Raw genomic sequence first — 18,635 nt, 5'->3', positions numbered from 1 at the left:
CGCTAGAAGGCGATCGCCGCGCCCAGAGCGATGGCGAACACGAGCGCCGCGAGGCTCGTCAACTGCAGGGCGAGGATCAACTCCCGCGGCGTCCGCGCCGTCACCACGATGAGGCTCACCGGCAGCGTGATGAGCAGCGTGAAGAACGCCAGCGGGGCCGCCGGGAACAGGATGAGGAACCAGGCCAGCCCGGCGAACGGCACCAGCAGCAGCACGACAAACACGATGCGGGACGCGCGCGATCCGAGACGCACCGCCAGCGTGCGCTTGCCGACCTGAGCATCCTGGTCGATGTCGCGGATGTTGTTGACGAGCAAGATCGCGGCGGAGAACAGGCCGAGCTGCACGCCGGCGATCCACGACTCGAACGGGGCGGTACCGGTCTGGATAAACGTGGTGCCGACAACCGCGACCGGCCCGAAGAACACGAACGCGACCAGCTCGCCGAGGCCCGCGTAGCCGTACGGGCGCTTCCCGCCCGTGTAGAACCACGCGGCGACGATCGCGACGGCACCCACGGCGATCAGCCACCACAGCTGCGTGAGCACCACGATCGCGAGGCCGGCGAGGGCCGCAAGGGCGAAAAACACGATCGCGACGGTCAGTACCGCGCGCGGCTTCGCCGCGCCGGATCCGGTGAGCCGGCTCGGGCCGACGCGCACCGCGTCGGTGCCGCGCACCCCGTCGCTGTAGTCGTTGGCGTAGTTCACGCCGACCTGCAGGAAGACGGCGACGGCGAGCGCCAGACCCGCCAGCAGCGGATCGAACGCCGAGAACCAGTGTGCGATCGCCGATCCCAGGATGACCGGGGCAAGCGCCAGGGTCAGCGTGCGCGGGCGCGCACCGCCCACCCAGTCACGCGCGGTCGCCGGGCGCACCGCCGCGGGGTTGCCGCTGCGTTTCGGCGCACGCTGTGCCGGAGAAGCCTTCTTTTTCGCCACGGGCCGATTCTAGGAGCCGGTTGCTGCGGCGCCGGCGGCCGCGACGAGGCGGGCCACGGCTAGCCGGTCGGGCTTGCCGCTCGGCAATAGCGGCAGCGCGCCGACGGTGACGATGCGGTCGGGGCGGGCCTCGGGACCGAGAGCTGCGCCGACAAGGCGCCGCAGCGCATCCCGATCGGGGCGGGCTGTCGTGACGACCACGGGCACCTCGCCCCACTCGGGGTGGTGCCCGGCGACCACGACCGCGTCGGCGAGTCCCGGCTGCTCGCGCACGACACGCTCGACCGCCGCGAGGCGCACCTTCACGCCCCCCGACACGATGACGTCGTCGATGCGACCGGTGATGCGCAGCACGCCGTCGGCGAACTCGCCCGCGTCGTCGGTGCGATACCAGCGCTGCTGGTCGTGTTCGACGAAAGCGTCGGCGGTGCGCTCGGGGTCGCCGAGGTAGTACTCGGCGAGGGTGGGGCCGCCGAGCTCGACTCGGCCATCGGCGATGCGCACCTCGGTCTGGCCGATCGGCACGCCGTCGTAGACCACGCCGCCGCAGGTCTCGCTCGAGCCGTACGTGCGCGTGATGGCCCAGCCGTGCGCGCGGGCGCGGTCGACGAGTGTCGCGGGGGTGGCCTGGCCGCCGACCAAGATGCGGTCGAAGCCGGCGAGCGCCGACGCCAACTCGGCGTTCTCATCGGCCTCGTCGAGCAGCCGACTCAGTTGAGCGGGAACGAGCGCCGTGTAGCGGTGTTTCTCGGTGAACCGGCCGATGGCGGCGAGCACGTCGGCCGCGCCCATACGTCCCGGCGCGACCGTCACGGGGTCGACCCCGGAGGCGAGCGAGCGGGCGAGCACGTTGCTCCCGGCGATGTAGTGAACGGGGAGGGCGAGCATCCACTGACCGGGATCGCCGAGCGCGCCGGTCGAGGCCGCGGCGCTCGCGAGCACGGCGTCGGCGCTGAGGGCGACGCGCTTCGGGCGGCCCGTCGTGCCGCTCGTCTCGACGACGAGAGCGATGCGCTTCTCAACCTCCAGCGGAGCCGTGTGCACGGGGTTTACGCCCCCGCCCCGGAACAGCACCGCCGGACCGTCGCCCGCGAGCGCATCACGCAGAGCGGCAAGGCAAGCGAGGGGGTCGGCCGAGTCGACGACGGCGAGCGGGCGGGTCACAGGGTCACGCTAGCGCGCGCCGCTGGTCGGTCGCTCGGGATGCCCGTCAGTACTGCCAGGGGAACGGCGACCAGTCGGGCGCGCGCTTCTCGAGGAACGAGTCGCGCCCCTCGACCGCCTCGTCGGTGCCGTACGCCAGCCGCGTCGCCTCCCCCGCGAACAGCTGCTGACCGACGAGCCCGTCGTCGGTGAGGTTCATCGCGTACTTCAGCATGCGGATCGCCGTCGGCGACTTGGTGAGGATCGTCTCTGCCCACTCGAGCCCGACGGCTTCGAGCTCGGCGTGCGGCACCACGGCATTGACGGTGCCCATCTCGTACGCCCGCTCGGCGTCGTACTCGCGGGCGAGGAAGAAGATCTCGCGTGCGACCTTCTGACCGACCTGCTTGGCCAGATAGGCGCTGCCATAACCGGCGTCGAACGAGCCCACGTCGGCGTCGGTCTGCTTGAAGCGCGCGTGCTCGCGGCTCGCGATCGTCATGTCGCACACGACGTGCAGCGAGTGTCCGCCGCCGGCGGCCCAGCCGGGGACGAGCGCGATGACGACCTTCGGCATGAACCGGATCAGCCGCTGCACCTCGAGGATGTGCAGCCTGCTCGCGCGCGCGGTGTCGACCGTGTCGGCCGTCTCACCCTCGGCGTACTGATAGCCGGCCCGCCCGCGGATGCGCTGGTCGCCTCCCGAGCAGAACGCCCAGCCGCCATCCTTCGGGCTCGGGCCGTTGCCGGTCAGGAGCACGACGCCGATACGGGGGTTCTGCCGCGCATCGTCGAGCGCGCGGTACAGCTCGTCGACCGTGTGCGGCCGGAAGGCGTTGCGCACCTCGGGCCGGTCGAACGCAATGCGGGCGATACGCCCGGAGGTGTCGTGGTGGTAGGTCAGGTCGGTCAGCTCGTCGAAACCGGGTGCGACCACCCAGCGTGACGCGTCGAACGTCTCAGAAACCTGCGCAGCGTCGGCCATGCCGCAAGCCTACGACCGCCACCCGAGTGCCAGACTGAGCAGATGGACGCACCGACGCGGGATGACAGGCACGAACTCCCGACGATCGACGCCCTCCTCGCCGACTCCCACGTCGTGCGCATCCCGCTCGCGACGCGTTTCCGCGGGCTTGAGCACCGCGAGGCGGTTCTGCTCCGCGGCCCGCACGGCTGGGCCGAGTTCAGCCCGTTCATCGAGTACGACGATGCGGAGGCGGCCACCTGGCTCGCGTCGGCGATCGCCGCAGGCTGGTCGACACCAGCCACCCCGGCCCTGCGGGATCGGATCCCCGTGAACGCGACCCTGCCCGCCGTGCCGCTCGACCGCATACCGGCCGTGCTGGGACGCTTCGGCGAGTGCCGCACCGTGAAGATCAAGGTGGCCGAGCGCGGGCAGACGCTCGCCGACGACGTCGATCGGGTGCGCGAGACGCGGCGACTGCTCGGCCCCGTCGGGCGGATCCGGCTCGATGCAAACGGAGCCTGGAATGTCGACGAGGCCGAGCACGCGATCCGCGAACTCGAGCGGTTCGACCTCGAGTACGTCGAACAACCCTGCGCAAGCGTGGCCGAACTCGCCGAACTGCGGCACCGCATTCGACGCATCGACGTGCCCATCGCCGCCGACGAGAGCGTTCGCAAGGCGAGCGACCCGGTCGCCGTGGCTCGCGCCGAGGCCGTCGACCTCGTCGTGATCAAGGCGGCTCCGCTCGGCGGCGTCGACCGTGCCCTCGCAATCGTCGCCGAGGCCGGGCTGCCCGCCGTCGTCTCTAGCGCGCTCGACACGAGCGTGGGTCTCGCGATGGGCGCCGCGCTCGCCGCCCGCCTACCGGACCTGCCGTACGACTGCGGTCTCGGCACGGCCGCGCTCTTGCTCAGCGATGTCACGCTCACACCGCTCGTTCCCGTTGACGGCGCCATTCCGGTCGCGCCGGTCGACATCGACGAGGATGCTCTGGCCCGCCTCGCTGCGCCCGACGAGCGCGCCGGCTGGTGGCGCGCCCGCGTCGCCCGCTGCCGCGACCTGCTGGCCGCGGCAGCGGACTCCGCCTAAGCCCGGAGCACTCCGCGGCGTCGCGCCACGACCAGTCCGGCGCCGAGGCCGAGGATGAGCGCTGACACGAGCACCAGCGCACCGATGTCGGCACCGGTGAAGGCGAGGGCGCTAATGCGCAGCGGCGTCGCGACCTCGACCCCCGAGGTCAGCCCCACGAGCCGGATGGTGTGGTCGCCATGCTCGACGTCGCTCGGGATCGTCACCGTCACCGCCACGGCGCCGGATTCGTCGGCCGTGGTCGCCATCAGGAGGCGTGGCGTCGAGTTGAGCCAGACCTGAACGAGCTCGCCCGGGATGAAGCCCGCCCCGGTGACGCGCACCTGCTCGCCGGGAGCAACGCTCGCCGAGTTGACGGAGGCAAAGCGCGGCTTGCCCTCGTTGCCGACGCCCTTGCCGTTGCCGACACCGCCGTTGCCCTGGCCCTGGCCGTTGCCGTTGTTGCCGTTGCCGCTATTGCCGTTCCCGTTGCCGTTGCCCGGCCCGTTCCCGTTACCCGGCCCGCCATTGCCGGGTCCGCCGTCACCGGGGCCGTCGCTCTGGACGTCGACGAGGACGACCACCGTGCGGCCGGGGATGCTCACCGCACCCGTCGAGGAATCCCACGTCGTCTGCGTAGCCACCGGGTCGGCCCCCGACGCTTGCACCTCGGTGAGGGCGAAGTCGCGCCCGGCGAGACCGTCGATCTCCTCCACGATGGTGTCGGGGGAGGCGTTGAACACGACGAGCGCCGCGTGCAGCTCGGGGTCGACGTCGTCGCCGACGGTGTCGTCGATGAGCATCGCGACAAGCCCCGGGGTCGCCTCGGGCCCGCTGTTCGGGAACGTCACCTTCTCGCCGATCAACTCTGCGGAACCGAGTCGGAGAAGGTCGACGCTCGAGCGCAGCCTCAGGAGGTCGAGCGCCCGCGCCTCGGCCGCGGCGATGTCGGCCGCGCTCGGCTTCAGCGCGGGGTCCGCGAGCAACGGTGCCATGATCGACCACTTGCCCTCGTTGTCGGCGGCGGGCGGCAGGCCCGAGCCGAATGTCGACTCCTGACCCGTCCAGTCGATGCGGTTGAACCAGTCGCCCGAGTTGTAGCTGTTGCGGTCGAGCGATTTCGAGCGCAGCAACTCCGTGCCGGCGTGCCAGAACGACGGCGCTTGCGACAGCGTCACCGTGCCGAGCATAAGCGTGTTCATGCGCACCCGGTCCTCCATGGAGGTCTCCCGCGGCAGCTTCAGCACCGCGAGGTCGTAGAGTGTTTCGTTGTCGTGGGCATCCACGTAGTTGATGACCTCGTCCGGCTCGTCGGCGTATCCGGCAGGCGAGCCGCCGTAGTCGAGCGCACTGCCCGGAACGACGGCACCCGACGCGGACTCGAGGGTGTAGTCGCGCAGGTTGCCGACCAGGCCAATGCGCACCAGGTCGGACTGTGCGCGCAGGTTCGCGATCGCTTGCTCAGGCGAGCCGTTGATCGCATCCCCGTTGGGGTCGGTGCCGAGACCCGTACCGAAGCCCTGCTGGAAGGTCGACGCGCTGTTGACGGGGCTGCCCCCGTGCACCGCATCACGCAGGCGATCGTTGAAGGTGGCGATTCCGGTACCACCGAGCTGGCCCTGGGTCGCCTGCTCGAAGCGCGCATTGTTCGCGACCTCGCCGAAGTTCCAGCCTTCGCCGTAGAGGAAGATCGACGACCCGTCGACGCCGTGCTCCTCCATCGTCAGAGCGTCGAGCGCGCCGCGCACGGCGAGCATGTTCTCTTTCGAGTGGTGCCCCATGAGGTCGAAGCGGAACCCGTCGACGCGATACTCGGTGGCCCACATGACGACCGAGTCGACCATGAGCTTCTCGGCGAGACGGTGCTCGGTGGCGACGTTCTCGCAGCAGGTCGAGGTCTCGACCGCTCCCACGGCGTTCAGTCGGTGGTAATACCCGGGAACGATGCGGTCGAGCACCGACTTCTCGGCCTGCCCCGACTGGGCCGTGTGGTTGTACACCTTGTCGAGCACGACCTCGAGCCCGGTGGCGTGGAGGGCGCCGACCATCTCGCGGAACTCCGCGACGCGGGCTCCCCCGTGCGGGTCGACAGCGTACGAGCCTTCGGGCGTCGAGAAGTGGTACGGGTCGTAGCCCCAGTTGAACCCGTCGAGATCGCGCACCTCGGCGATGCACGCCTGCTGCTCCGCCGAGTCGGGGGCGAACGACGCCAGGTCGCAGTTCGGTTCCTGCTGCGCGGCCCGGCGCTCCTCGATCGTGGCGATGTCGAAGGTCGGCAGCAGGTGGACGGTCGTGATGCCAGCCGCCGCGAGCTCGCGCAACTGCGCCGTTCCGGCCGAATCCCGCGTGAACGCGCGGTAGGTGCCGCGCTCCTGCTCGGGCACGGTCGTGTCGCCGATCGAGAAGTCGCGCACGTGCAGTTCGTAGATGGCGCGATCGACGCTGCGCTCGACACGGGGCGCGGGGGTGTCCTCCCACAGTTGCGGGCGCAGCGCGGGGTCGGCGAGGTCGACGACCACCGAACGGGTCGAGTTCACCGTCAGGCCGAGCGAGTAGGGGTCGGTGACCGAGTTGGTTTCGACCTGGCCGGTGCGCGGCACGTAGACCTCGACACGCCAGCGGTACTCCGCTCCGACGGGAATGGCCTCGTCGGCCGTCCACGCACCACTCACGTCGTCGAACGACGCCGACACGATGGCCGGGTCGCCGGTCGCCCCCGGCTGCCACACCTGCAGGTCGACACCGCGAGCGGTCGGAGCCCACAGGCGTGGCGCGGCCGCACCGTCAACGACCCGAGCGCCGAACGCAACGTTCGCGGCGGCCGTGGCGTAGAGATCATCGAGCACGCCGGGCAATTGCACCCCGGTAAGCGCGGTGAGTTCGTCGCCGACGTACTGTGCGACGAGCACCTCGCCCCGTACCAGTTCCGCGATCAGCCCGCGGCTGAGCCCCTCGGGCACGAGAGCGAGATGGTCGGCGAGGTGCCGGAAGGTGCCGCGCACCGACGACGGAAGTCCGTCGGGCGCGCGCGTGAGCTCGTACTCGGCGTCGACGCCGGTGAGGGCGCCGTCGACAACCTCGATCGTTCCCTCGGTGGAGGTGACGAGCATCCATCGAGCGTCACCGGCGTTCGCGCCGCCGAGCAGGGCCGGGGGCCACGCGATCGCATTTCTGGCGAGCCAGTGCGCCTGCTGGGTGCCGACTCCCGCGAGCGGCGGGTTCGCCACCTCGATCTCGAGCACGTTCGTGGCGAGCGTGTAGCGGAACTCGATCAGTTCGCCCTCGAGCACGCTGAACGAGTAGTTCGCACCGTTGCGCGCTCCGCCGACGCCGTAGTTCTCGTCCCACGACAAGCCATGGGTGACCTTCGCTTCGTAGCTGCCGGTCGGCAGACGGTCGGTCGAGAACTCGTACACCCCGTCCTTGTTGCCGTCGATGGCGATGGTGGCGAGGCAGTCGGGCTGCCAGTCACCCGGGCAGCCAAGCTCGGACTGCATGCTGCCGGGGATCGTGATGATCGGCCCCTCGGCGGTCGAGGTGACGAGGTTGGTGCGCGGGTCGAAGTAGAAGGTGATGGGGCCGCCGCCGTGCGTGTAGGCGATGTTTGCCCCGTCGCGCACGCCGTTGGCGCCGAAGTTCAGCGACCAGCTGCCGTCGATCGCGACCTTGTACTCGTAGCGTCCTTCCGGCACGGTGAACGTGCCCGCCCAGATGCCGTCGCCGCGCAGAGTGAGGCGCGCCTGCTCACAGTCGGGCTGCCAGTCGCCCGCGCAGCCCATCTCGGAGTTGTGGTTTCCGGGCACCGTCACCATGGCGTACGGCGAAGTATCGCCCCCGCCGTCACTCACGGCGCCGTTGACCGCGTTGCCGATCGAGGCGTAGGTGGAGGCCGCGGCACGGTTGCCGGCGGCGTCGACCGTCACGGCGCGGTACTCGACGAGCGTGCCGGCCGCGAGCCCCCGCGTGTCATGGAAGACGCGCGGCGCGGTCGACTCGGCGGTGCCGAGCGCGGTCCACTCGTCGGCGCCGGCGATGCGCCAGGCGAGGCTCGTCTCGACCCACGTCGCGTCGTCGACGTCGGCCGCGACCGCGGCGAGGCCCGACAGGCCCGCCCCCGCCGCCGGTGCCGTGAGGCTCAGCGCGTTCCCGTCGTTGGGGGCGCTCACGGGACGGTCGGCGACCCACACCGCCGCGCTGAGCGCGGGAACCGTGATCGACACCTCGCCGTTGGCGCCCGAGCTAACCGCGTCGACAGCGCCGTGCAGCACGGCGAACGCGGCGTCGGCAGTCAGGGTCGGCACCGTCACGGTGCGCGGTTCGGTCGCGTTGTTGACCGCGACGAGGTGCTCAATCTTCTCGTCACGGTGCACGCGGCTGAAGGCGTAGACGCCCGCTCCCTCCGAGGCAAAGCGCTCGATCTGGGCGCCCGACACGAGGGCGGGGGTCGAGGCGCGCAGCGCGGCGAGCTCGGCGATCGCGGTGTAGAGCGGAGCATTCGTGTCGAACCGGTCGACGCTTCCCGCCGTCTCACCGGTGACGAGCGGCTGGTTGGCGTACTCCGCGGTCTGGGTGGCGAACAGTGTCTGGCGAGCGTCCTTGTCTCCGCCGGTGCCAGCAAAGCCCTGCTCGTCGCCGTAGTACACGACCGGCTGACCGCGGGTCAGGTACATGAGCTCGTGCGCGAGCACGGTGCGCTCGAGCGGCTGGGCCGTCGAGGCGAGGAAATAGGCGGCGCGGCCCATGTCGTGGTTGCCGAGGAAGGTCGGCAGCGCGGTCGATGACGAGTACGGCGTTGTGTAGTAGTCGTCGCCGGCGAACAGCTGGCGCAGGCCGATGGCCGAGTTGCCGGCGGCGAACGAGATGGCGCGCTGCTGGAAGGTGAAGTCGAGCACCGAGTTCATTGCGGTGTCGCGCACGTAGGGCGCGAGCTTCACCGGGTCGGCGTCGTACACCTCGCCGAACATGAAGAAGTCCGGCTTACCCGCGACGTTCTGCGCGTAGTCGAGCACCTCGGCGCTCCACTCTTCCCAGAACTCGAAGTTGACGTGCTTCGCGGTGTCGATGCGGAAGCCGTCGATGCCGAGGTCGATCCAGTCCTGGTAGACCTCGATGAAGCCCTGCACCACGGTCGGGTGCTCGGTCATGAGGTCGTCAAGACCGACGAAGTCGCCGAAGGTGACCGACTCGCCCGTCCACGTCGAGTCTCCGCGGTTGTGGTAGAGCGTCGGGTCGTTCAGCCACGCCGGAACCTTGATGTTCTCGTCGCCCTCGGCGATCACTGGCGTGTAGGGGAAGCTCGTTGCGGCGTCGAGCTCGGGGAAGGTGCCGGTGCCCGCGTAGTCACCCGGGTCGAAGGCGTTGCCATTGACGTCGGTGTACGGCCGGGTCGCCATGTCGATGTAGTCGTACTGGCCTTCGGCGTAGCTGATGATGTCGGCCGTGTGGTTCGTGATGATGTCGAAGTAGATCTTGATGCCGCGCGCGTGGGCCTCGTCGATGAGCGCCTCCAGCTCGGCGTTCGTACCGAGGTGCGGGTCGATCTGCGTGAAGTCGGTGATCCAGTAGCCGTGGTAACCCGCCGAGACGTCGTCACCCTCACCCTGAACGGGCCGGTTCATGAAGCTCGGGGTAAACCAGATCGCGGTGGTACCGAGCCCGGCGATGTAGTCGAGGTTCGCGCGAATGCCCGCGATGTCCCCTCCGTGGTAGAACCCCTTGTCGGTCGGGTCGAACCCGGTCACGAGGCGGTCGCCCTCGAGACCACCCGTGTCGTTCGACGGGTCGCCGTTGGCGAATCGGTCGGTCATGACGAAGTAGAAGGCTTCTTCGCTGCCGGGCTGGCGCACGGGAGGCGCCACGATCGCGTCGTCGGCCGCGCTGTAGTCACCGTCGAGACCGAGGAGCTCGAGACCGATTCGCTGCGCATTCGCATCGAACGAGAATCGGATGCTCGCATCGCCCGCGAGCGTCAACGGCACGTTCGCATCGCCCCCATTTAGCCCCCACGCGGAGTCCCACCCGCCGTCGGCAGCAACCTTGTACTGCCAGGTGCCGGCCGGAACGGTGAAGTCGGCCGCGTAGACGCCGTCGACGCCGGTGGGCTGCAGCTGGGTGGCGGCGCAGTCGGGCTGCCAGTCAGCCTCGCAACCGAGTTCGGACTGGAGGTCTCCGACGAGCGCGAAGGTCGCCTCGTCGTCGGCGAGGGCCGCGGGAAGTACCCCCGCTCCGAGGGTGGTGACGGCGAGGGCCGCGGTGGTGATGGTGGCGAATAGGGCGCGGGCACGCCGTCGGTGCGTCATCGTCGACTCTGACTTTCTGGCACGGCATCGTGCCCCCCGGTGATCAACGAGGGCTGACGCTAGCCCGCTTTCCGCGTTGCTGCAAGCGTTTGCACACAGCCCCGCGAAAGTCAGCGCTCATGTTCCAGGCACCCGGCAGAATTCCAGGTCTGTCCCACAAACGGGGGGCGAGATTCCAGGCCCACTCAGTGGTGCGCCCGGGGCCAATCAGAGGCCGCTGTAGCTGTGCAGACCCTCGAAGTAGAGGTTCACGATCGTGTAGTTGAAGATCACCGAACTGAACCCAATGATGGCGAGCCACGCCGAGCGGTTGCCGCGCCAACCGCGCGTTGCGCGGGCGTGAATGTAGCCGGCGAACAGCACCCAGATGATGAAGGTCCAGACTTCCTTCGTGTCCCAGCCCCAGTAGCGACCCCACGCGCGCTCGGCCCAGATCGCCCCGGCAACGAGGGTGAAGGTCCAGAACACGAAACCGACCACGTTGATGCGGTACGCGAGCGACTCCAGCGTGGATGCGGCGGGCACGGTGTCAAGGAAGCGCAGCCCCGCGGTCTTGCGCACCGCACGCTGATGACGCAGCAGCTGCATGACCGAGAGCCCCGCACCGATCGCGAAGAACGCGGTGGCGAGCACGGCCACGACGACGTGAATGACGAGCCAGGCCGACTGGAGAGCCGGAGGCAGCGGCACAACGTCGACGTAGAAGTTGACGGTCACGATGCCGAGCGAGAGCAGCGTGAATCCCGTGATGTAGGCGCCGAGGTAGCGCACGTCTTTCCAGAGCTGCACGGCGAGGAACGTGCCCATGCCGACAGCGGTCGCCGTGAGGCCGAACTCGAACATGTTCGCCCACGGCACGCGATCGGCCGCGACGCCGCGCGTGATGGTCGCGCCCATGTGCAGCACCCAGCCGAGGATCGCCAGCGCGAAGGCGACCCGCTGGTACACGGTGGCGCCGCCGCGCGAGCCGTCCTTGTTCTCGGGGAGCAGCGCCTCCTCGCCACGCGGTTCCTCGATCGCCGCGCCACCGGCCGCGACCGCGACCCGGTCGCGCGCCGCCGCCTGCGGAGCGGGCATCGCCGCGGAGCGCTTCGCGAGATCGAGCGTGAAGGCGATGAAGGCGAGGGTGTAGACGCCCATGGCCGAGTACACGGCGACGAGCGAAAGGCTGGCGAGGTTCTCCATCACGGCTCCATGGTAGTTCGGGGTTACTGAGACGATGCCGGGGCTGCGGCGGGCGCATCGTCGGGGGCGCGCGTGCCACCGACGGCCTCAAGGTGCTCTGCGACGAGCCGCTCGACGGCGTCGTCGAGGTTCGGGTCGTCGCCCCGCGCGAGGCCCGCGTACTGCAGTCGGACGCCGGCACCGTCGGCCGCCTCGTCGACGGCGATCCACACGCGGCGGCGGGGCACAAACAGGCTGACGAGCAGTCCCGCGATGGCGAGCACGCTGGAGACGAGTACGCCGAGCTGCGTCGGGTCGTGATGGAAGTCGATCGACACGAAGCGCGGCAGGGCCGTGAACTCAACCGTGCCGTAGCCATTCGGCAGTTCAGCGCTCTGGCCGAGGCCGAGAATGATCGAGTCGACTCCCGTTTCGCCGCCGGTGATCTGCTCGAGTTCGTCAACGTCGAGCGCGTAGGCGTTGCGGGGCACTCCGTCGTCGAGGCCGAGGTCTCCCACAAACACGTTGAGCGTCAGCACCGGGTTATCGGGCTGCGGGTAGATGCTCGTCAGGGCTCCGCTCGCGAGCTGAATCGCGGACGGATAGAAAAAGCCGATCATGCCGACCTGCTCGGGCAGCCCGTCGGGCACCTTGATGATGCCGAGGCTCGTGAGGTTGCCGTCCTGCGGCAGGAAGGCGACCGACTCGTCGAACACGACCTGGCCGTCGGCATTGCGGATCGTAATGACCGGGGCGAAGCCGTTGCCGAGCAGGTAGGCACGGACGCCCGCAATGTCGATCGGAGCATTGACCTTGATGTCGCGCTGCACGCTCTCGCCGTTCTCGGTGATCGTCACGGTGGCCGTGTAGTCGAGCGGCTGGGGCGCGAGCGTCGTCTCGTCGACGCCGAACACGGCGTCGAACTCGTCGAGGCGCATCGAGAACGGGTCGAGACGCGCGTCGCTGAAGAAGCGGCTCGCCGAGAACGAGTCGTACGTGGTCAGCTGATTGACGAAGGTCTGACCCTCGACGATGACCTTCTGGCCGTTGTAGCCGAAGCCTCCGGCGAGCCCGACCGTGCCCAGCACGCCAATCAGCGCGACGTGGAACACGAGGTTGCCCGTCTCGCGCAGGTAGCCTCGCTCGGCCGACAGCGAGTTTCCGTAGCGCTCGACGCGATAGCGCTGGCGACGCAGCACCGCCTCGCCGGCCGTGAGGGCGTCGGCGACGGTCGTGGGAGCATCCGCCTCGCGATAGCCGACCAGACGGTTCAGGCGTGCGGGCGTCTTCGGCGGGCGCGAGCGCAGCGCCTTCCAGTGGTGCGCGGTGCGCGGGATGATGCAGCCGATCAGCGACACGAACAGCAGCAGGTAGATCGCGCTGAACCACACGGAGGTGAACGTGTCGAACAACTGCAGGGTGTCGAGAATCTCAAACAGCTCAGGGTCGTCGCGACGGAACTGCACGACGCCGTTCGGGTTCGACGAGCGCTGTGGCACGAGCGAGCCCGGAATGGCGGCGACGGCGAGCAGCAGCAGGAGCACGAGGGCGGTGCGCATGCTCGTGAGCTGCCGCCACAGGAACCGCGCCCAGCCCACGACGCCCAGTCGCGGCTGCGTCGGACCATCGCCGCTCGCGCGGTCGGGCCGTTCGGCCGTGCGCTCGGGCGCGCTGCCGTCGTCGTAGTCAGAGGGGCGTAACGGTTCCACCGATCACCGATCCCAGGCTCGAGACGAAGAGGGACCACAGGCCCGTCACCATGGCGACGCCGATGGCGATGAGCAAGCCTCCCCCGATGAGGTTGATGGTGCGCACATTGCGCTTCAGCCAGTCGGCCGCGCCGGTCGCCCAACGGAACCCGAAGGCGAGCAGCAGGAACGGCACACCCAGGCCGAGGCAGTACAGCAGGCCGATGAGGGCAGCGCGGCCGATGTCGCCCTCGTTGATGACGAGCGCGTTCACGGCGATGAGGGTTGGTCCGATGCAGGGCACCCAACCGAGGCCGAAGACGATCCCGAGCACGGGGGCCCCGCCGAGCCCCGCGGCCGCCGTGAGTTTCGGCCGCACCGTGCGTTGTAAGAACGACACCTGCCCGATGAAGACGAGACCCATCAGGATCACGATCACGCCGGCGATGCGCGTGATGAGGTCGAGGCGCGACTGCAGCAGGAGGCCCGCGGTCGCGAACACGATCGAGAACGCCACGAAGACGACACTGAAGCCGAGGATGAACAGGCTCACGCCCAGCAGCAGCCGACTGCGTTCTCGCCTGTTTTCGACGGGGCGGGTGAAACCCCCGACATAGGCGAGGTAGCCCGGCACGAGCGGCAGGACACACGGGGAGGCGAAGGCGAGGAAACCGGCGGCCAGCGCGATCGGCATGGCGAGCAGCAGGTTGCCGCTCAGCACAATTTCGCCGACGGGATTCACCACGGCGGAGTCCTAGCTCTCGGCTTCGGCGAGGGTGTCGCGAATCATGGCCCGCAGCGTGGAGGGCTCGGTGAGCAGCCCCGAGATGCGCGCGGCCACCCGGCCCTGTTGGTCGACGACGAGGGTCGTCGGCACGGCGTTCGGGGCGACCTGGCCGGCGAAGGCGAGGCGCACGGCGGCGTCGTCTCGGTCGAGGATCGACGGGTAGGTAATGCCGAACTCTTCGGCGAAGGTGATGGCGGTGCCGAGTCCGTCGCGGATATTCACGCCCACGAACTGCACCCCCTGCGGCTCGAACTCTTGCCAGATGGCCTCGAGGTCGGGTGCCTCGACGCGGCACGGCGGGCACGCCGCGTACCAAAAGTTGACGACGACGACCTGGCCGAGCAGATCGTCGCTCGAGATTGTGTCGCCCGACTCGACGACGCCCGCGAAGGTGACGGGCTCGGCACGGTCGGCTTCGGCGATGACGGTGTAGGCGCCGTCGCCCGAGATGTAGCCCTGGCCGGTTCCCTCGCGGAACTGGGTCGCCAAGCGGTCGCCGTCTTCGGTCGTGCAGCCGGACAGCGCGACGAGAGCGCCGAGTGCGGCCACGGCGGCAACGGTGCGGATCGGGCGTCGGCGTCGGGGGGTGCGGAGAATGGTGGTCACACGGCTCCGAGGTCGATGGGTGTTTCCCCCAATTCTGCCCCGGGATCCTGATAGCCGATCTCAGTAAAGGCGCCGTCGCGCCAGGCAAAGCTGGTGATGCTCGACAGGGCGCAGCGCCGCGCCCGGGGATCGTGCGCGAGGCGCTTGCCCGCCACCGCCCGGTGCACCATCCAAATGGGCAGCTGGTGACTGACCATGACGACTTCGCCGCCCTCGGTGCGCTCGTGCGCCTCGGTCATGGCCGCGAGCATCCGGGCGGCGATGGAGGCGAACGCCTCGCCCCAGCTGGGGCGGGCGGGGTTCACCATCCACGGCCAGTGTCGGGGGTTCATGAGGGTGGCGCGGTCCATACGCTTGCCCTCGAAGCGGTTGGCCGGCTCGATGAGTCGCTCGTCGATGTGCGGCTCGAGACCGAACGCCTCGCTCCACGGCGCGGCAGATTCGCGCGTGCGTTGCAGGGGCGAGCTGTAGAGCGCGGTGATGGGATGACCGCCCAGCGACCGGGCGGACGCTTCGGCCATCCGGTGGCCGAGCTCGCTGAGCCCGTAGCCCTCGAGGCGGCCGTAGAGGACTCGCCGGGGGTTGTCGACTTCGCCGTGGCGCACCAGATGGATGACGTCGGCGGGCATGCAGCCAGTCTAGGCGGCGCGGATTGCGGCGTTTTCGCGCCGATAGACTCGGGGGTTATGACCCGCACGCTGATCGCGCACCTGTCCCCACTTCCTGACGGCCCCGTGGAGGTCGCCGGCTGGGTCGAGACGGTGCGCGATCAGAAGAAGGTGCAGTTCGTGATTCTGCGCGACGAGTCCGGGGCCGTGCAGCTGGTGAACCCCGCGACGCGCGAATTGGGCGACGACGCGAGCGACGCCGAGCGCGCGGCAGCGACCCTGACCGAGACGATCGGGGGGCTCGCCCACGGCACGATGGTGCGCGTTTCGGGCGAGCTGAAGCACGACGAGCGCGTGAAGCTCGGCGGCCTCGAGGTGAAGGTCGGCACGCTCGAGGTGGCGAGTGAGGCACTGCCCGAGACGCCGATCGCGGAGGACTCGAGCCTCGACAAGCGCCTCGACTGGCGCTTCCTCGACCTGCGGCGCCCGGAGGCGAACCTGATTTTCCGCGTGCAGACGACGTTCGAGCACGCGCTGCGCAGCTACTGGGTCGAGAACGACTACATCGAGATCCACACCCCGAAGCTGATGGCGAGTGCGTCAGAGAGTCGCGCCGAACTGTTCGAGCTCGGCTACTTCGAGGGCACCGCGTACCTCGCGCAGAGCCCGCAGTTCTTCAAGCAGATGGCGCAGCCGGCCGGCTTCGGCAAGGTGTTCGAGATCGCTCCGGCGTTCCGCGCCGACCCGTCGTTCACGTCGCGTCACGCGACCGAGTTCACGTCGATCGACGCCGAGATCAGCTGGATCGAGTCGCACGAGGACGTCATGCGCATGCACGAGGAGGCGCTTGCTGCCGCCTTCGGTGCCGTGGTGTCGAAGCACGGCGCCGCGATCGAGGCGGCGTTCGGGGTGTCGCTGACGGTTCCGTCGCTGCCGTTCCCGCGCATCCCGCTCGCCGAGGCGCGCCGCATCGTCGCCGAGGGCGGGTACGAGATTCCGCGCGCCGACGGCGACCTGGACCCGGAGGCGGAGCGCCGCCTGTCGGCGTGGGTGAAGGCGAACCACGGGAGCGACTTCGTGTTCGTGACCGACTACGACTCGACGATTCGGCCGTTCTACCACCGCCGCCACGACGACGACGCCTCGCTCACGAACAGCTACGACCTGCTGTTCAATGGTGTCGAGATCTCGACGGGCGCGCAGCGCGAGCACCGCGTCGAGAAGCTGATTGAGCAGGCGAAGGAGAAGGGCCTCGAGCCGGAGGAGCTCGACTTCTACCTCGACTTCTTCCGCTACGGCGTGCCCCCGCACGGAGGCTTCGGCATGGGCCTCGCGCGCGTGCTGATGCTGATGCTCGGGTTGTCGTCGATCCGCGAGACGACGTACCTGTTCCGCGGGCCGACGCGCCTCACGCCGTAAGTGTTGGTGCGGCTGGCTCGGTTCTTCTGAGCCGAGCGAGCCGTCTCGTCTGGATTCGGTTCGGTTCGGTTGACCGTGAGCCGGGCTATCGCGTCTGCACTCGGGTTGGCTGGCGTGAGCCGAGCCGGTGCGTCTGCACTCGAGTTGGTTGGCCGTGAGCCGAGCCGTCTCGTCTGCGCTCGGCACCACACCTACCCCTGCGAACTCCTTCCACAGACGCGGAACGGCCAAAGAAGTTTCACCTTCGGATGGCGTCGGTCGTCAGGCGCCGCGGGTGGGGGCACTTCGTCGTGACGGGCCGACGCCACGCGGCCGCGGAGTCGTGCGGGTGTACGGGCGAGCGGTCGTTCGCTCCTGGGGTCGTGTGGAGGCGTGGGCGTGCGGTCGAGCGGTCGAGCGCTCGTGGGGCCGTGAGTCGTGGGGCAGTGCGACCACGCGGACGCACGGGCGTGGGGTCGTGCGGTGAGCATTCAGGGACACGACGGTCCATAGTGTGCGCATGATGAAGGCGGCTCACCCGTTCCGCGTCTATGGAAGTCGCTGAGGAGAGGGCATGCCCAGCCACGATGAGTGCCGTGGGAAACCCCTCCGTCGAGACGGCAGGCGCGTGCGCCGAGACAGCGGGCGCGGCCGTCGAGACGGCAGGCGCGCAGGTGCGCGGGCGGGGCACGGTTGCCGGAGACACGTCATGAGCGCCGGGGCGCGATGCCGCGCGACGAGGCCGAGCGTGACTGGAGCCCGAGGACCTACAGGGCGAAGTCGGGGCGGATCGTCCAACCCGTGTACTCCTCGAGCCGCGCCATGAGCGTCAGCGCCTGCAGCGCGGCGTGGTCGTGACTGACCGACGAGTAGACGTCGATCGCGAGCGGCGGCGGCTCGCCGAACTTCGGAATCTCGATCTCGACCCACGCACCCTCGGCCAGCGGCACGTACGGGCGCATGGTGCGCTGGTTTTCGACGGCAGCGTCCACGGCGAGCGCCACAATCGACAGGGCGTCAAGCTTCGTGACGGGCGACTGCACGACGATCGTGGCGCAGTACTCGACCGGCTCGCGCCGCCGACGCAGCGCGCCGAACAGGTCGCGAGCGGGCTGATTCACACCGGAACGCTAAGCGTTCAGCCTGAATGGATGCCCGGCCGCGGCTGTGCAGACGACCCAACGCGTGATGGAATGAACGCACCCACCCCGCGCGCGATGCAGCCGCGCCCGCACCCAAGGACGCCAATGACGACGTTGCCGCCCGCACGACCGACGCCTGCGGGCATCCTGGTCGCGATCATCCGTTTCGCGCTGGCCGGCCTGACCGTCGCCGCCGTCATCGCCACCTATCTCGACGCCGCTGAGCGCGGCCCCGTCAACCCGCTCAACTTCTTCGGGTTCTTCACGATTCAGTCGAACATCCTCATCAGCGTCGTGTGGCTGTGGGCGGCCGTACGGGTACTGCAGGGGCGCCGCCCGTCAGCCGGACGCACCCTCCTGCGGGCCATCACCACAACCTTCATCGTCATCGTCGGCATCATGTTCGTCACCCTGCTTGCCCCGCTCGGCGCCGAAGGCGGCGTGCCCGTCGGCTGGGCGAACACGGTCATGCACTACGTCACCCCGATCGCCGGTGCTCTCGACTGGCTCCTCGCCTCCGACCGCGTACGCCTCGCGCTGCGACGCCTCGGCTGGGTTCTCGTCTATCCCACGGTGTGGGTGACCGTGGTGCTCGTGCGCGGCGCCACCGACGGCTGGGTTCCCTACCCCTTCCTCAACCCCAGCACCGGCTACGACAGCGTGTTCTTCTTCGTCGGCATGATCGTGCTGGCGTTCATCACCACCGGCGCGGCCATCTTCCTGCTGTCGCGAGTGCCCGCCGTGCTGCGCGTCGTCGCGGAGGCGCCCCGAGCATCCTGAAACGACGCCGGGAATATCCCCGCGGTTTATGCGTTTGCATCGAT

At 69.3% G+C, this 18,635-nt stretch carries 13 protein-coding genes; 3 read left to right on the top strand and 10 right to left on the bottom strand.

The genetic code is table 11. The features are described from left to right. Positions 1 to 2 precede the first annotated feature (2 nt). From ACK4SC_RS04210 to ACK4SC_RS04200, 3 genes are read right to left on the bottom strand one after another with little or no spacing between them, the layout of a single operon-like run. On the bottom strand, positions 3 to 941 hold the full coding sequence (locus tag ACK4SC_RS04210; RefSeq protein WP_409615096.1) for a 1,4-dihydroxy-2-naphthoate polyprenyltransferase: 939 nt from the start codon (positions 939 to 941) through the stop codon (positions 3 to 5). Positions 942 to 950: 9 nt separating this feature from the next. Then, a complete protein-coding gene (locus tag ACK4SC_RS04205) occupies positions 951 to 2,105 on the bottom strand; it encodes an AMP-binding protein (RefSeq protein ID WP_409615095.1) in 1,155 nt (384 codons plus the stop codon). Positions 2,106 to 2,151: 46 nt separating this feature from the next. Then, complete coding sequence (locus ACK4SC_RS04200; RefSeq protein WP_409615094.1) at positions 2,152 to 3,069, bottom strand: 1,4-dihydroxy-2-naphthoyl-CoA synthase; 918 nt, start codon at positions 3,067 to 3,069, stop codon at positions 2,152 to 2,154. Positions 3,070 to 3,111: 42 nt separating this feature from the next. Here ACK4SC_RS04200 and ACK4SC_RS04195 point away from each other — a divergent pair, with 42 nt between their 5' ends. After that, positions 3,112 to 4,140 carry an o-succinylbenzoate synthase gene (locus ACK4SC_RS04195; protein WP_409615093.1) on the top strand — a complete coding sequence of 343 codons (1,029 nt, stop codon included), beginning with the start codon at positions 3,112 to 3,114 and terminating at the stop codon, positions 4,138 to 4,140. On the opposite strand, the gene pulA is transcribed toward ACK4SC_RS04195, so the two are convergent. From pulA to ACK4SC_RS04165, 6 genes are all read right to left on the bottom strand, one after another. Further along, the gene (gene pulA, locus ACK4SC_RS04190; protein ID WP_409615091.1) at positions 4,137 to 10,418 is read right to left on the bottom strand and encodes a pullulanase-type alpha-1,6-glucosidase; all 6,282 of its coding nucleotides are present in this window, start codon (positions 10,416 to 10,418) and stop codon (positions 4,137 to 4,139) included. The two genes, ACK4SC_RS04195 and pulA, sit on opposite strands and share 4 nt — an antisense overlap. A 207-nt stretch (positions 10,419 to 10,625) precedes the next feature. Continuing rightward, positions 10,626 to 11,603, bottom strand: a complete 978-nt coding sequence (ccsB, locus tag ACK4SC_RS04185; RefSeq protein WP_409615368.1) for a c-type cytochrome biogenesis protein CcsB — start codon at positions 11,601 to 11,603, stop codon at positions 10,626 to 10,628. A 23-nt stretch (positions 11,604 to 11,626) separates the two neighbouring features. Further along, positions 11,627 to 13,291, bottom strand: a complete 1,665-nt coding sequence (locus tag ACK4SC_RS04180; protein ID WP_409615090.1) for a cytochrome c biogenesis protein ResB — start codon at positions 13,289 to 13,291, stop codon at positions 11,627 to 11,629. Further along, positions 13,269 to 14,012: a cytochrome c biogenesis CcdA family protein gene (locus tag ACK4SC_RS04175; RefSeq protein WP_409615365.1), complete on the bottom strand. Its 744-nt coding sequence runs from the start codon at positions 14,010 to 14,012 to the stop codon at positions 13,269 to 13,271. The genes ACK4SC_RS04180 and ACK4SC_RS04175 overlap by 23 nt, the downstream gene beginning before the upstream one ends. A gap of 12 nt (positions 14,013 to 14,024) precedes the next feature. Further along, the gene (locus ACK4SC_RS04170; protein WP_409615089.1) at positions 14,025 to 14,663 is read right to left on the bottom strand and encodes a TlpA family protein disulfide reductase; all 639 of its coding nucleotides are present in this window, start codon (positions 14,661 to 14,663) and stop codon (positions 14,025 to 14,027) included. Next, positions 14,660 to 15,292, bottom strand: coding sequence for a histidine phosphatase family protein (locus ACK4SC_RS04165; RefSeq protein WP_409615088.1), 633 nt, complete (start codon positions 15,290 to 15,292; stop codon positions 14,660 to 14,662). The genes ACK4SC_RS04170 and ACK4SC_RS04165 overlap by 4 nt, the downstream gene beginning before the upstream one ends. 57 nt (positions 15,293 to 15,349) lie before the next feature. On the opposite strand from ACK4SC_RS04165, the gene aspS reads away from it, so the two are divergent. Then, positions 15,350 to 16,690, top strand: coding sequence for an aspartate--tRNA(Asn) ligase (gene aspS / locus ACK4SC_RS04160; RefSeq protein ID WP_409615086.1), 1,341 nt, complete (start codon positions 15,350 to 15,352; stop codon positions 16,688 to 16,690). A gap of 746 nt (positions 16,691 to 17,436) precedes the next feature. Here aspS and ACK4SC_RS04155 read toward each other — a convergent pair. Continuing rightward, positions 17,437 to 17,790: a hypothetical protein gene (locus tag ACK4SC_RS04155; protein ID WP_409615084.1), complete on the bottom strand. Its 354-nt coding sequence runs from the start codon at positions 17,788 to 17,790 to the stop codon at positions 17,437 to 17,439. Positions 17,791 to 17,916: 126 nt separating this feature from the next. Between ACK4SC_RS04155 and ACK4SC_RS04150 the strand changes: the two genes are divergently transcribed. Continuing rightward, a complete protein-coding gene (locus tag ACK4SC_RS04150; protein WP_409615083.1) occupies positions 17,917 to 18,591 on the top strand; it encodes a Pr6Pr family membrane protein in 675 nt (224 codons plus the stop codon). Positions 18,592 to 18,635: the final 44 nt, after the last annotated feature.

Source organism: Microcella sp., from assembly GCF_046293215.1.
Classification (GTDB): Bacteria; Actinomycetota; Actinomycetes; order Actinomycetales; family Microbacteriaceae; genus Microcella.
The sequence above is the reverse complement of the archived record's forward strand: the minus strand, read 5'-3'. Positions and strand labels throughout refer to the sequence as shown.